This is a genomic window from Virgibacillus proomii, assembly GCF_900162615.1.
In the GTDB taxonomy this organism is placed as follows: Bacteria; Bacillota; Bacilli; order Bacillales; family Amphibacillaceae; genus Virgibacillus; species Virgibacillus proomii.
The window spans coordinates 361,169-374,338 of record NZ_FUFN01000009.1; the positions used below are offsets into that span (position 1 = coordinate 361,169).

The following is a 13,170-nucleotide window of genomic DNA, read 5'->3' on the forward strand; positions in this document are numbered from 1 at the left end:
TGAAAGTCATGAGATTAAAGATCAAGTTAATTGCTGGAGGAATAGGTTTTCTTGCCTTTTTAGGGCTGTTAACATTTGTAGCTATTTTTATTTCAAATGAAGAACATTCATCAGACAACAGGGATTTTATTCATGATATAGGCGATGTATCGCTCTCCGAAGATGTGTTAAAACATCAGCCAATGGTAGAAAAGTATGCACATGAATATGGAATTAGTGAGTATGTCCCTACACTACTTGCCATTATTCAAGTAGAGAGTGGTGGAAAAGTTCCAGATGTGATGCAATCAAGTGAATCACTGGGACTTCCACCCAATTCTTTAGATACCGAAGCTTCAATTAAACAAGGAACAAAATACTTTTCAAATTTATTACATCCCGTAGAAAAAAATGGGGGCGATATTAATGTAGTCATTTCAAGCATACAACTATGGCGGTGCATTCATTGATTATGTCGCGAATAGAGGTTCTCAGTACAACTTTGAACTTGCAGAGAATTTTGCAAAGGAACGTTCAGGTGGCAACAAAGTCACATATTCGAATCCGATAGCAATACAGAAAAACGGCGGTTGGCGTTATGGCAATATGTTTTATGTCGATTTAGTGGGTCAATATTTTATTTCGCCACAATTTGATGATGAATTAGTTCAGAGTGTAATGGATGAAGCTTTAAAGTATGAGGGATATCCCTATGTCTTTGGAGGGGACAATCCGAGCACTTCTTTTGATTGTAGCGGACTGACACAATGGAGTTACGAGAAAGCAGGGATTAATTTACCACGAACAGCACAGCAGCAATATGATGCAACCGAGTCGATTCCCTTATCAGAAGCAAAACCTGGGGATTTAGTGTTCTTTCACTCCACGTATAATGCGGGAACTTATGTCACCCATGTTGGAATCTTTCTTGGAAATAACCAGATGTACCAAGCGGGCGATCCGATTGGTTATGCAGATTTAACTACTGCTTACTGGCAAAAACATTTAATCGGAGCTGGACGTATTAAACAATAGAAAGGATTGAATCAAATGAAAAGCTTTTTTAAGAAAAAAGAAAAACAACCGCTAGCAACAAAACCTAAAAAAACAAAAGTACGGACTGTTGGTACACGCAAAAAAACAGTGACTATTTTATGGATACTCTTAATTGGAAGTCTTGCCTTTGGAATTTACAAAAACTTTACAGCGATTGATCAGCATACCGTTCATGAAAGAGAAATCATTGAAACTAGAATCATAGATACGAATGCGATTGAAAGTTTTACGAAAAACTTTGTGAAAGACTACTACACTTGGCAAAACGAAAAAGATTCCATTGAACAACGGACTGAAAAAATCAATGACTACTTGACAGAGGATTTACAAGCTTTAAGTACCGATACGGTAAGAGATGATATTCCGACTAGTTCCAGCGTGAGTAATATTGATATCTGGTCTGTGACACCAGAAAGTGATAATACCTATGTGGTTGTATATTCGGTAGATCAAAAGGTTACAGAAGATAAAGATAGCCAAAGGATTCGTTCCACCTATCGAATCTTGCTTCATCAAGATAATGCGGGAAACTTAGTTATTATACAAAACCCTACCTTATGGAGCATACCGAATAAATCGGATTATGAGCCAGAACAGCCTGATAGCAATGGAACAGTAGATTCCGATACGGTGCAAGAGGTAACAGAGTTTTTAGAGACATTCTTTGCATTTTATCCGACTGCGACTGATAAGGAACTTGCTTATTATGTGAAAAATAATGCCTTGCCACCCATTAATCAAGAATATATCTTTTCCGAATTAGTCAATCCAGTCTTTCAGAAAAAAGAGAATCAGATAAAAGTTTGGGCCACAGTAAAATATTTGAATGAAAGAACCAAAGCGATACAAATTTCACAGTATGAATTGTATTTAGAGAAAGATACTAATTGGATGATTGTAGAATAAAATAACCTAATATATCTACACGTATAAAAGCACACCATTTATTTCTGAGAAAATAAAAGGTGTGCTAATTTATAGACGATTCAATATAAACTGGTACTTTAAATGATACTTAAAAGAAATTTTGATTAGTTGTTAAAAAGCATTGTTATATCAGAATATATTTATCATCATGTACCATTAATAATAAATTTAGTAATTTGTTGAGTCCATCTAACTATTTCTCGGTAATGTAATTATAAAGGTAGTACCTTTTTGCAATACGCTCTCTACTTGTATATTACCATCATGTGCTTCGATTAATTGTTTCACAATTGCCATACCTAAACCTGTTCCATCCGATGGTTGATCGGTCGTTGTGCCGCGAAAATAACGATTAAATATATTCTCTTTTGTTTCTTCGGTCATCCCTTTACCATCATCTCGAATATGAATGACAACATGTTCTTTATCACAATCAATGAGCGTCAAAATGTTTGCAGGCTCATGATTATGAAGGATCGAATTCATATAAATATTTATAAAGGCACGCTTTAATAAATGAGCATCAAATGCAATTCGTATGTCCTCTGTCGTCGTCTGTAATTCAAAGTGATGTTGCTGTGAATACAATTCATTGCTAACATCGGCTAACACCTGTTGAATGAACATCACAATATTTTGTGATGTTCGATGAACCGGTACCTTTTGTGAACCATCAAAACGAATGGCTAAACTTAAGTCTTGCACCAGTTGTTCCATATGTGTGCCTTTATCGTGAATCTCTTGAATAAATTTATGTTGTTCCTTATTTGACCAATTATAATCTACGTTTAGCAGCAATGTAGAATAACCCTGAATATATGTTAATGGTGTTTTTAAATCGTGTGAAATACCTGCTATCCAATCACGCTTTGCTATTTCTACTTGCGCACGTTCAACCTTCGCTTTTTCTAGCTGTAAACGCATATCCTCAAGCTGTGTGAATACCTCTTGGTATAATCTATATTGCATTTTAAATTTACCTTGTCGTGTACACATCTTTTCGTATTCACCAAACTGAGAAAGGTTTTCATAAGCAAGTTGGTTGATCCATTTCATTATAAGTAGTAGAGGACGTCCGAAATACCAACCAAATAACAATAAACAAACTATCGTCACAATGCTTATAAAAATGAGCACTATCCATTCATAACGTTCATCGCCAAGTCCTAACTTCGGCAAAATAACTTCTATAACAATTGGCACTGTTATACCTAACAGAAGGATCCACATACTAAATACTAATAGTAAATGTATGATAAAACGTTTTTCAATTTTCAAAGGAAATCACCTGTTGGTGGAATGAATTTATAGCCAATTCCTCGCAAATTAACAATGATTTTTGGCTGTCCTGTATGGTCGTTTAACTTTTTTCGTAATTTAGCAATATGAATCGTCACTGTTTTTTCCACCCCAAATGCTTCTTCTCCCCAAACAGATTCATAGATTTGAGGTACTGTAAACACATGGTTCGGATGTTTACAAAAGAAATGGAGGAGTTCTAATTCTTTCGCCGTTACTTCCACCACGTTACCTTTTACAGTTAATAATGCTTCTCCAGGTGAAAAAGCAAATGTGTCGTACGAAAAAATGTTTGGCTCAGTCTCTAAATCCCGTCCTTCATAGTCTCGTTGACGACGCAAAATAGCCCGTATTCTTGCAATGACTTCAAGCGTGTTAAATGGCTTTGTAATATAATCGTCACCACCAACGCTCAGTCCTGTTAATTTATCAAAATCACTTGAACGTGCACTAATAAATAAAATGGGTGTTGTTGTATGAAGGCGAATCTCTGTGCATAGTGAAAAACCCTCCCCATCAGGAAGCATAACATCGAGTAATATAATATCAAAATCTTGCTCGCTTAATGCTTGAAGTGCATCCGCTTTCGTTGAGACAGTCGTTATATGCGAGAAATGTTCTTTTCTTAATGTAATTTCTAATAATTCTAAAATACCAACTTCATCATCAACAATTAGAATTTTAGTATCATCTATCATATTCAATCCCTCTTTCCTTATTATATCTTATCAAAATTTTTCTTATCAAACTAACCTAAAGGAAAAAGTTACGTACAGTTTCCTTCTAGTTTACTTTATTTTTACTTTCATCTTTTAAAATGTACACAGTAGGTTACAGCATATGGTCTAGATGAATCAGTCTTGGTAAGGTTGTCCTGAAGAATTAATAAACATTTTTTGTATTTACTTCATTAACAATTGTTTTATCTTGTTATTACTTTTTATTTTTTGACTTATTAGAAATGGAGGTGTAATCACAGTTTGTGTTAAGTTTTTTAAATATTAGTTTTGTGGGGATTTTTAGTATATAGTTTCGGAAGCTTTAATCAGTAAATATGTTAAAATACGCTCTCTTGTAATAAGTTTTAGTGATTGTCAATTCAAAGATATATTTCGATTTAGGGGTGGAAGTTTTGAATGATCTTTTAGAAGTAAGAAATATAAGAAAAAAGGTTAAAGAAAAAGAGTTAATAAAAGATTTAACATTTAATTTATCCTCTGGAGAAATTATAGGATTAATAGGTGCTAATGGTGCGGGGAAAACTACTATTTTAAGGGCGCTTTCTCAATTAGTTTCTGTTGATGGTGGTGAAATTAAATATAATGGAATAAATGTTTTTACTACACCAATTGATTACCGAAAAAATATTGGTACTTTAATAGAAACTCCAAGTTTTTATAAAAAATTAACAGGACTTGAAAACATAAAATTGTTTATGCAATTATATAGAAAAAGTGATGCCCATCTTATTAATGAAGTAACCAAAGAGCTGAATTTATATGAACATTTAAATAAAAAAGTAGAAATTTACTCCTTAGGAATGAGACAGAGACTAGCATTAGCCCAATTAATAGCGATACAACCAAAGATACTGCTACTAGATGAACCAATGAATGGTTTAGACCCTGAAGGGATGATTGAATTTCGAAACATTTTACTAGAACTCAAATCAAAAGGAATGGCTATTTTAATATCTAGTCACTTATTAAGTGAATTAGAAAATGTTTGTGATCGTTTTTTATTTGTTAAAAATGGGAGTGTCAGAGAATTAAATGTAGAATCGAGTGATACTATTAGTAAAACCTATTTATTAAAAGAAATAACCCCATTAATAACAAAAATAACAAATAAATTTAATGTAACGATAGATGATAATAAAATCATATATATAGCATCATCTACCAATCATAAGCAATTATTAAAGTATTTAGTAGATAATGATTTGGAAGTGCTAAATATAAATGTTGATAATGATTTAGAACAATCTTATATGAATATTTCATTGTTGGAGGAGTAACAGAGTATGTTTAATCTTTATAAGATAGAAATGAAAAAGATATTTAAATCAAAGGGTTTTGTTTATGGATTTCTTTGTATATTATTAGTAGTTCTGATCCTAGGTATACTTATGAAATCATTTCTCCCAGATAATCCAGGTGAAAATTGGGAGTCCCAATTAAAAATTGAGCAAAAAGAGGAAGGTAATAATCCACAAGATGAAACACAAGGAATCTATTTCTCTGATCAAGTTAAACATAAGGATGTTTATTTGGAAAAGGGCATTAATCCTTATGAATGGAATAGTTGGAGATTCTCAAATAGCTTATCCCAGAATGGAATGGATATTCTTATATCGATAGTTGTAATTATTATAGCTAGCTCGTTAATTACCTCTGAATATCATCAAAATACAATGAAGAATCTGGTTGCTACTCCTAATAGAAGAAGAGATATTATTATATCGAAGTTTTTAGGTGCTCTTACAGTAGTTTTTATTTTATCAGTTTTTTATTATATTATAACTATAATTGTCGGAAGCTTGTTTTTTGGAGTTGGGAGTCCAAACTATCAATTAATAACACAAAATAGTGAAGGTTACTTTGATACAATTAGCGTATTGTCTTCAAGTATGTTAATTCTGTTATTAAGAATGATTGTTGTAATATTCGTTGCAGTATTTACTTTTACTATTTCATTAATTGCAAAAAATCAGGCTCTTGCAGTAGGTTTAGGAACTTTATTCCTTTTTGCTGGGAGTATGATTGGTGGATTGAAAATTTTGAATGATCTTGCATGGTATAAATTAACCCCGTTTCCACATATGAACTTAGTGAATTATGTGAATGCAGAAGTTGGACAATCAATAGAGGGGTTAGCTTTACCATATTCATTACTAATAATATCTGTGTATTTTATATTCTTTTTATCAGTAACCATAATTAAATTTAATAAAGAAGATATTTTATGATTTTGGGGGATGTTTTTAATTTTTTCTATTTCTGTAATGATTATAATGTTGGTGGTTTATCAGGAATTAAATCTAACTTAAATTCGACATCAAAAAATCAATTATAAATAGGAGCTGATTTTCAGAGCTTACGGTATCTATCTTCACGCACTAATACAGCAAGAAACCGTTGTTTGTTGAAAGCAAAACTATATACAATTAAGACTTAAACGGCGGTTTTGAAAATAACAAAATTCAAAACCGCCGTTTTTCTAAAATAATAGAATTATGGAAGGTGTATTAAGTATGTTCTTTTTTTTAGGGACACGGCGGTATAAAGGAGGTTATCGTCGTGTTTATTTATGTTCATCTATTAAAAACGTTACTTGATATAAAAATTGTTTTAAATAACTTTGAATTGATTACAGTTTTAGTGTGCAAACAAATGTCATATGATAAAATGTTTCTTTTTATGCCCAACTGGCTTATATTCAGTTGGGATTTTTTTGTACTTACTAAGAGCTTTCCGCAAAAAACATCCTCTATCTTTGGCATTTCATAAAAAATCTTGTTGAAGGTTATGAAAGGGGAAATCATCACCCACCTTTGCAGTTGCGAAGGGAGAGGAAATGCATGATAGAACCAGATCGTACCGAGTGGCAAGTTCGTTGTGCCTTTAATGCTTTTTGGAAACGTGTATTGAAGAATGAAGCAATTAATATTTTCAATGAAAGACAACAACGACAAGAAAAAGAGATGACATTTTCTGATCTCACACCGCAAGAAGAAAATCAACTCTTTACCTTAGATAAGCAATATGAAGGAGAAGAAGGACAAAGTTTTCAAGTGGCTGGAAAGAAAATCACTCCGAAATTACTTGCTGAAGCAATGCGTACCTTGCCAAGAGAAAAGCGTATCACTGTCCTACTATACTATTTCTTTCAACTGTCTGATGTGGAAATTGGTCAACTACTCGAAATACCACGTAGTACAGTTCAGTATAGACGGACAAGCTCTTTTGAACGGTTAAAACGATTTTTGGAGGAACATGCAGATGAATGGGATGATTATTAATTCTAATACTGAAAACAACGAACGTGGCTTATTACCATATCCAATTATTATAGCTGCAAATAAGGGTGAGCCAGAAGCAATGAAAGTAGTTGTTCTGCATTATGGAAGCTACATGACAAACTTATCTATGCGTAAGCTCCGTGATGAACAAGGAAATACTTATTGGGGCATCGATGAAGATACACGCGAACGCTTACGAGCAAAGCTTATGCAATCTTTTTTAGCTTTCAAGATTTGATGAAATAATGGTTAGGTTTTCCCTTTCATTAATCATAATTTGATCTTTGACAAAGAAAGCATGGAAGATAACGCCATGCCGTATAAACAAAAAATCAGATACGTTCTACTGATGATGAGCCACTTGATTCATACGCCACGACTTTCGTTAGAAACGAGCGATAGTCTATGAATCTAATGCAATCGTGGTGGGTTGCTGGCGAAAAACCCATCAGTTAGGATAATGATACTCCCCTACCGTTATGGTTCGAGCGTTCAAAGCGTCGCAAACTATAAGTAGGGCTGGAAGAAATACTTGCAGGGGTGAAATTCCCGTGGAGCTGCACCAGTGGCCGTCTGATTTTTAGCTTTCAGTTTATCAAGATAAGTTAAAGTAACCATCAAGTTGTGAAACTAGGAGGTGTGTGGCATGTTTCATGCTATAACTGGAATGGATTTAAAGACATCTTTTCGGAACCCTTCTTTGCTTATTTTGAGTATTATTGTTCCTGTAGTCTTTATTTTTTTCTATTCGCTTATTTCTCAATTGATCAACAACTAATCCTATTACTGTTGCTCAACATTCAGAGGATATTGCCAGTAAAGAATTAATAACAATTATGATGGAAAAGCATAACAAAACGATATATAAGACAAAATTGCTTTCTAGTAATGAAATCATCAATGGATAAAAGAACATCCGAATTCAAAAATTAGATATTGACCCTCACACCATGTCATACTTTAATATGGCTATAACATAGTAAATTGGGAGGGCAAATTGTTATGAAAATAGGCGAATTATCATCAAAAACCGGAGTCAGCATCCGATCCATTCGATATTATGAAGAGAAAAACTTAATTTATCCAAAGCGATTAGAAAATGGATATCGTATATATAGCGAAAAAGATATGGAACGTGTAAAAGCGGTTCAACTTTTTTAGAGTTAGGTTTAAATACGGATGAGATATATCCTGTTATATCCTGTGACTCCTTTCATCCAGTAGATAATAACTCTGCTGACTGTGCGTCAATCGCACTTTCTCTTTACAAAGAAAAATTAGAGAAAACTCGTGAGCAAATAAGTAATTTACAGGAAGTCGAAAGAGAATTAGAAAACTTCATTGACTTTTGGACTAATGTAGAAAATCAAGGTAAAGGCAGTGACATAAAATGAATTACCGTATTTTCATTTTAGTACTTGGGACTTTCATTATTGGTACAGATGATTTTGTTATTGCCGGTTTATTACCTCATATTTCTGAAGATATGAATGTTACAATTGCTGTGGCGGGTCAATTGGTTACTGCATTTGCTATTGCTTATGCTATAGGAGCCCCCATTTTTGGCACGCTAACTATGAATTTGCCATTAAAAACTCTTTTAGTCATATCTATGTTAGTATTCGCAATTGCAAATGCACTTTCTGCAATGGTTACTTCTTTTGAAATGCTCTTTTTCACAAGAATTTTAGCCGCTCTAGCTGCTGCTATTTTTACACCATTAGCAATGACTACATCTACTAGTTTAGCATCTGGCAAAATGAGAGGAAAAGCACTGTCATTTATATTAGCAGGTATAACGATGGGATTGGTTTTAGGGGCTCCTATCGGAACGTGGATCGGAAATGCCATGACTTGGCGTTACTCTTTTGTTTTTGTTTCTGTGGTTTCTTTTATCACTGTAATAGGAGTTTTACTATTTTTACCTAAAATTAAAAGAGAAGCAGAACTAAGTATTAGGGAAAGATTAAAAGGCTTCAATAAAATTATTTTATTAACATTATGTGTAAACATTATTGGTACTACTGGTGGCTTCATGACTTATACGTATATAGCCCCTATCATTACGGGTATTACGAATGTAGAAAATATTAGTGTCTTTCTTATGTTATTTGGCATAGGAGCACTTTTCGGAAATTTAGTTGGAGGTTATTTTACAGATAAGATTGGTGCACCACAAACATTAATGCTGTCACTTGGAAGTTTTGCAGTGTTATTAACAGCATTCTCATTTTTATCGCTGCTAAATCCATCTACATTTGCAATTGTAATGGTTTCAATTGTGGCGATATTGTGGGGAATTTCTGGTTTTGGAATGAACCCTGCTCTTAATTCATTTCTCATATCTTTGAATCCTCGGCAAGCTCAAATGGTTTTATCATTCAGTGCTTCGGCTCTTTATACGGGGATTGGATTAGGAGCTTTTGTAGGGGGAAGCGTTATAAGTATAAGTTCAGTAAATTATGTAGGATTAGCAAGTGGTGTATTAGTTCTTATTGCATTAGTATTATTTACCTTTGTTAATAGATCAGCTAAAAAGAAAGCAAAGTCGGCAATTTCCTAAATTTTTAACATTAACCAAAAATTCTAGTTGAATAAAATTGTGACATTTGTCTTGACTAATCATTTATCACTTTTGGTTAATGGTAAAAATATAAGGCTAATAAGGGATATGAATTGGATTAATAATAAATATCCAAAAATAAATAAAGAATTTATTTCTTCCCTTCTATTTTAGAATAGCTATAGCAAAAAGCATTATATGGTTACACGATTCCTATTATATGCTTTATACAACAAAAGATACTGCCATACGGCAATAAAAAAAACCGTTATCTGGCAGTACTCTTTTCATGTCTTAAAATTATATTTCCTTTCCAGACGACGGTTTAAATAGCTGCCGTCTCTATTTTTATACAGGATTTATAGATGATGTGTGAGATTTAGTCTTTTCTAAAAAGATGACGGCTTCTAGGAGGTAGTCGTCATGCAATATATTGTTATTCAACAGTGTTTGTTTTCTGACAAAGGTTATTTCATTTACCTTAGACAAAAACGCTTATATACGTATTTTTTTAGAGCATATAGAACGAATAATTACAACACATAAGCAGATTGAACAATCTATTTATGTGTTTTTTTGTTTATTAATAACTTTTTAAAAGTTTTTTTATCAAAAATGCAACAAACAGCCCTTTCGCGTCGGACTAATTACAAAGGGAGACAAAAGAGCATCGCTCACTTCTCTTCATCACAAAAAAGGGGGTGAGAAAAATGAGAACAACTTCTTTTCAAACTACCATAGAAAACCAGTTTGATTACATTTGTAAGCGTGCGATAGAAGATGAACGGAAAGATTATCTCAAATATCTATCAAGAATTTCAAAACAAGAAGTTTCCTTCTCTAATGCAGGAGAACACCTTGTCAATCAGTTTTCTACTGTCGATTACTATGCTACCGATATGCATATATTTTCATTGTACGGCTCTAGTATTGGTGTGAAAAATAACTTACTAAGTGAAGCGTTGAAAAATTTGCCAGATAAAAAGCGTAACATTATTTTACTGTATTATTTTGTGGAAATGAATGATACAGAAATCTCGAAGTTATTAAATTTAAGTCGTTCTACAATCTATCGTCAACGAACTAGTGGACTAGCCATTATTAAAGAATTTATGAAGGAGCGTGCAGAATGAAAATAACATATCCGATGGTTCCCTTCTCTTTAATTGTACAAGCGACAGACGGTGATACAGAAGCGATTTACTACATTGTAAGACATTATAGAGGTTATATCTCAAAACGCTCCTTACGTCCCATGAAAGATGAACATGGTAATCAACTAATGGTTGTGGATGAAATGCTACAGGGTAGAATGCAAACTCGACTGATCACCAAAATTTTGTCTTTTGAAATCAAATAAACCGATCTCCATTCGCGGAAGCGTGTTGGAGCGTTCACGCTTCCTGATTAGTAGTTTGTCATTCTATTAAAATAAGCTGTCTCAGTGTATTTTAATAGGCTGACAAGCCAATGTTCTTTGACAACTGAATAAAAAGTGATCGAATACATTTCGGTAGAGATTGAGCCGACGGACTGATACGCCATGACTTTGCAGATAATGCAAAACGAGCGATTGTTTTCAGTGATCCGTAAGTGTCTTTTGGACAAGTCACTGCCATGACTTCTCTATCGTGATAATGATACTCCTGTACAGCCACAGCCCGAGCGTTTAAAGCGTCACAGGCAATGGGTATAGCTGCATGCGAACCATGCAGGGGTGAAATTCCCGTGAGCTTAACCAAAGCTGTTCGATTACTTATATATGAATTTGAGAGTAGTTGTAGTTCATACCACCATATAAAAGTATCTACTCTAGATGCAACATAAAATTCATTTATTTTAAATAGTGCGTTATAATTATAGGCGAATATTGGAGTTTTCCTAGCCTATAATGGAAAGGAGTATCAATGATAACAGTCACTAAAAAAGACTTAATTGAGCTAGGATACGGAACTTCTTTTTCAGCAGATATCATTAAAAAAGCAAAAGAATTGATGATTACAAAGGGGCATTCCTATTATGAGTCTAGAAAGCTAGATAGAGTCCCTCGTGAAGCTGTAGAAGAAATTCTGGGAATCAATTTTTCGGATGACAACAGGTCTGATTAGTTTTTGCACGGTAAGGAGTAAAAACTATGGCTAAAGATCCGATTAAAAAAGCGAAAAATGGCACTTACTATTTTCGTGCAAATCTAGGATATGATTCTAAAGGGAAAAAGATTCAAAAATATCGTAGTGGATTTGCTACTAAAAAAGAAGCAAGAGAAGAATACTCGAAGCTACTACTTATGAAACCAGAAAAATTAAGTGAAAACAAGAACAAAATGTTGTTTGAACATTATATCTTTGAAATTTTTCTTCCTTGGTATAAAACACAAGTAAAGCTTAGAACATATGAAAATCGCTTACCAAGTATTAAGAAGCACTTCCCTTACTTCTATAAAATGGCTGTTTCTGATATTGAGCCTATTGATGTACAAAATTGGCAACTGAAATTATCGAAAAACCTAAAATCTTCTTATGTAAGAGCCGTTCAAGGATTGTTTTCTGTTGCTATGGATAGAGCGATTGTATTAGGCATTACAACGACAAATCCTTCTAAGATTATTGGAAATGTAAAAAAACAAAAGACAAAAATTGACTTCTGGACAAAAGAAGAATTTGAAAAAGTAATCTCTTTCATTTATAAAGAGGATTACTACCAACATTTCCTTTTTGTTTCTTTATGGTTCTTGTTTATGACAGGAATGCGAATCGGTGAAGCTACCGCCATTCAATGGGAGGATGTTGATTTTGATTCGGGGATACTAACCATCAACAAAAATCTTTATTACAAGAATCAAAGTAATTACAGATTTGTTGAACCAAAAACAAAAGCGAGTGTTCGACACATTGTACTTGATAAGTGTACATTAAATATTTTATCAGAATGGAAGAATGTCCAACAAGTCTTATCAAAACGGATTTTGTGATGAGTTACAATGGCATTCCAACACAAAAACATACTCTCGCACACGCTATTGAGCGTTACGCTAAACTAGCTGGGATTCACCGAATTAGAATTCATGGATTACGTCATTCGCATGCTTCGTTACTTATTAGTATGGGAGAAAACCCACTCATCATTAAAGATCGTCTAGGACATGAAGATATTGAAACGACTTTAGGAACATATGGACACCTTTATCCTAACAGCAATTTTGAGGTAGCTAACAAATTAAATGGGATCATCTCCTTTAAGGAGACGAAACAAAACTATGATTCCTCACCGAAAAATCAATTCACTGTTAACTATTTAAGAAAGCAAAAACAAAAAGTGCAATAAA

At 33.5% G+C, this 13,170-nt stretch carries 12 protein-coding genes and 2 pseudogenes; 12 read left to right on the forward strand and 2 right to left on the reverse strand.

From position 1 onward, the window contains the following. Positions 1 to 8: 8 nt before the first annotated feature. A pseudogene (locus BN1066_RS04440) lies at positions 9 to 1,014 on the forward strand (bifunctional lytic transglycosylase/C40 family peptidase). 15 nt (positions 1,015 to 1,029) lie between these two features. Further along, positions 1,030 to 1,941: a conjugal transfer protein gene (locus BN1066_RS04445; RefSeq protein ID WP_077318282.1), complete on the forward strand. Its 912-nt coding sequence runs from the start codon at positions 1,030 to 1,032 to the stop codon at positions 1,939 to 1,941. Between the two features lie 210 nt (positions 1,942 to 2,151). Here the strand turns inward: BN1066_RS04445 and BN1066_RS04450 are convergent, their stop codons facing one another. Continuing rightward, positions 2,152 to 3,240, reverse strand: a complete 1,089-nt coding sequence (locus tag BN1066_RS04450; protein ID WP_245799699.1) for a sensor histidine kinase — start codon at positions 3,238 to 3,240, stop codon at positions 2,152 to 2,154. Next, entirely contained in the window at positions 3,237 to 3,959 is a 723-nt protein-coding gene (locus BN1066_RS04455; RefSeq protein ID WP_179104283.1) for a response regulator transcription factor, read from the reverse strand. The genes BN1066_RS04450 and BN1066_RS04455 overlap by 4 nt, the downstream gene beginning before the upstream one ends. A gap of 434 nt (positions 3,960 to 4,393) precedes the next feature. Here BN1066_RS04455 and BN1066_RS04460 point away from each other — a divergent pair, with 434 nt between their 5' ends. The 10 genes and pseudogenes from BN1066_RS04460 (at position 4,394) to BN1066_RS04520 (ending at position 13,169) form a co-directional block, all read left to right on the forward strand. Next, positions 4,394 to 5,278: an ABC transporter ATP-binding protein gene (locus BN1066_RS04460; protein ID WP_179104284.1), complete on the forward strand. Its 885-nt coding sequence runs from the start codon at positions 4,394 to 4,396 to the stop codon at positions 5,276 to 5,278. Between the two features lie 6 nt (positions 5,279 to 5,284). Continuing rightward, entirely contained in the window at positions 5,285 to 6,229 is a 945-nt protein-coding gene (locus BN1066_RS04465) for an ABC transporter permease (RefSeq protein ID WP_077318284.1), read from the forward strand. A 612-nt stretch (positions 6,230 to 6,841) separates the two neighbouring features. After that, the gene (locus BN1066_RS04475; protein ID WP_077318286.1) at positions 6,842 to 7,282 is read left to right on the forward strand and encodes an RNA polymerase sigma factor; all 441 of its coding nucleotides are present in this window, start codon (positions 6,842 to 6,844) and stop codon (positions 7,280 to 7,282) included. After that, positions 7,263 to 7,520 carry a helix-turn-helix domain-containing protein gene (locus BN1066_RS04480; protein ID WP_077318287.1) on the forward strand — a complete coding sequence of 86 codons (258 nt, stop codon included), beginning with the start codon at positions 7,263 to 7,265 and terminating at the stop codon, positions 7,518 to 7,520. Before BN1066_RS04475 ends, BN1066_RS04480 begins: the two co-directional genes overlap by 20 nt. A 764-nt stretch (positions 7,521 to 8,284) precedes the next feature. Beyond that, positions 8,285 to 8,443 carry a MerR family transcriptional regulator gene (locus tag BN1066_RS20605; protein ID WP_245799700.1) on the forward strand — a complete coding sequence of 53 codons (159 nt, stop codon included), beginning with the start codon at positions 8,285 to 8,287 and terminating at the stop codon, positions 8,441 to 8,443. A gap of 229 nt (positions 8,444 to 8,672) precedes the next feature. Next, positions 8,673 to 9,845 carry an MFS transporter gene (locus tag BN1066_RS04490; RefSeq protein WP_077318288.1) on the forward strand — a complete coding sequence of 391 codons (1,173 nt, stop codon included), beginning with the start codon at positions 8,673 to 8,675 and terminating at the stop codon, positions 9,843 to 9,845. A gap of 710 nt (positions 9,846 to 10,555) precedes the next feature. Then, positions 10,556 to 10,978, forward strand: coding sequence for a sigma-70 family RNA polymerase sigma factor (locus tag BN1066_RS04500; RefSeq protein WP_077318289.1), 423 nt, complete (start codon positions 10,556 to 10,558; stop codon positions 10,976 to 10,978). After that, positions 10,975 to 11,205, forward strand: a complete 231-nt coding sequence (locus tag BN1066_RS04505) for a helix-turn-helix domain-containing protein (protein ID WP_077318290.1) — start codon at positions 10,975 to 10,977, stop codon at positions 11,203 to 11,205. The genes BN1066_RS04500 and BN1066_RS04505 overlap by 4 nt, the downstream gene beginning before the upstream one ends. A gap of 547 nt (positions 11,206 to 11,752) precedes the next feature. Further along, the gene (locus tag BN1066_RS04515; protein ID WP_072741228.1) at positions 11,753 to 11,953 is read left to right on the forward strand and encodes a DUF3173 domain-containing protein; all 201 of its coding nucleotides are present in this window, start codon (positions 11,753 to 11,755) and stop codon (positions 11,951 to 11,953) included. A 26-nt stretch (positions 11,954 to 11,979) separates the two neighbouring features. Further along, positions 11,980 to 13,169, forward strand: a pseudogene (locus BN1066_RS04520) (tyrosine-type recombinase/integrase). Position 13,170 lies beyond the last annotated feature (1 nt).

What these genes read in the sequence shown, in the direction of transcription:
- BN1066_RS04445 (WP_077318282.1), top strand. Translation starts at nt 1,030, where the DNA reads ATGAAAAGCTTTTTTAAGAAAAAAGAAAAACAACCGCTAGCAACAAAA.
- BN1066_RS04475 (WP_077318286.1), top strand. Translation starts at nt 6,842, where the DNA reads ATGATAGAACCAGATCGTACCGAGTGGCAAGTTCGTTGTGCCTTTAAT.
- BN1066_RS04490 (WP_077318288.1), top strand. Translation starts at nt 8,673, where the DNA reads ATGAATTACCGTATTTTCATTTTAGTACTTGGGACTTTCATTATTGGT.
- BN1066_RS04465 (WP_077318284.1), top strand. Translation starts at nt 5,285, where the DNA reads ATGTTTAATCTTTATAAGATAGAAATGAAAAAGATATTTAAATCAAAG.
- BN1066_RS04480 (WP_077318287.1), top strand. Translation starts at nt 7,263, where the DNA reads ATGAATGGGATGATTATTAATTCTAATACTGAAAACAACGAACGTGGC.
- BN1066_RS04455 (WP_179104283.1), bottom strand. Translation starts at nt 3,959, where the DNA reads ATGATAGATGATACTAAAATTCTAATTGTTGATGATGAAGTTGGTATT.
- BN1066_RS04500 (WP_077318289.1), top strand. Translation starts at nt 10,556, where the DNA reads ATGAGAACAACTTCTTTTCAAACTACCATAGAAAACCAGTTTGATTAC.
- BN1066_RS04515 (WP_072741228.1), top strand. Translation starts at nt 11,753, where the DNA reads ATGATAACAGTCACTAAAAAAGACTTAATTGAGCTAGGATACGGAACT.
- BN1066_RS20605 (WP_245799700.1), top strand. Translation starts at nt 8,285, where the DNA reads ATGAAAATAGGCGAATTATCATCAAAAACCGGAGTCAGCATCCGATCC.
- BN1066_RS04505 (WP_077318290.1), top strand. Translation starts at nt 10,975, where the DNA reads ATGAAAATAACATATCCGATGGTTCCCTTCTCTTTAATTGTACAAGCG.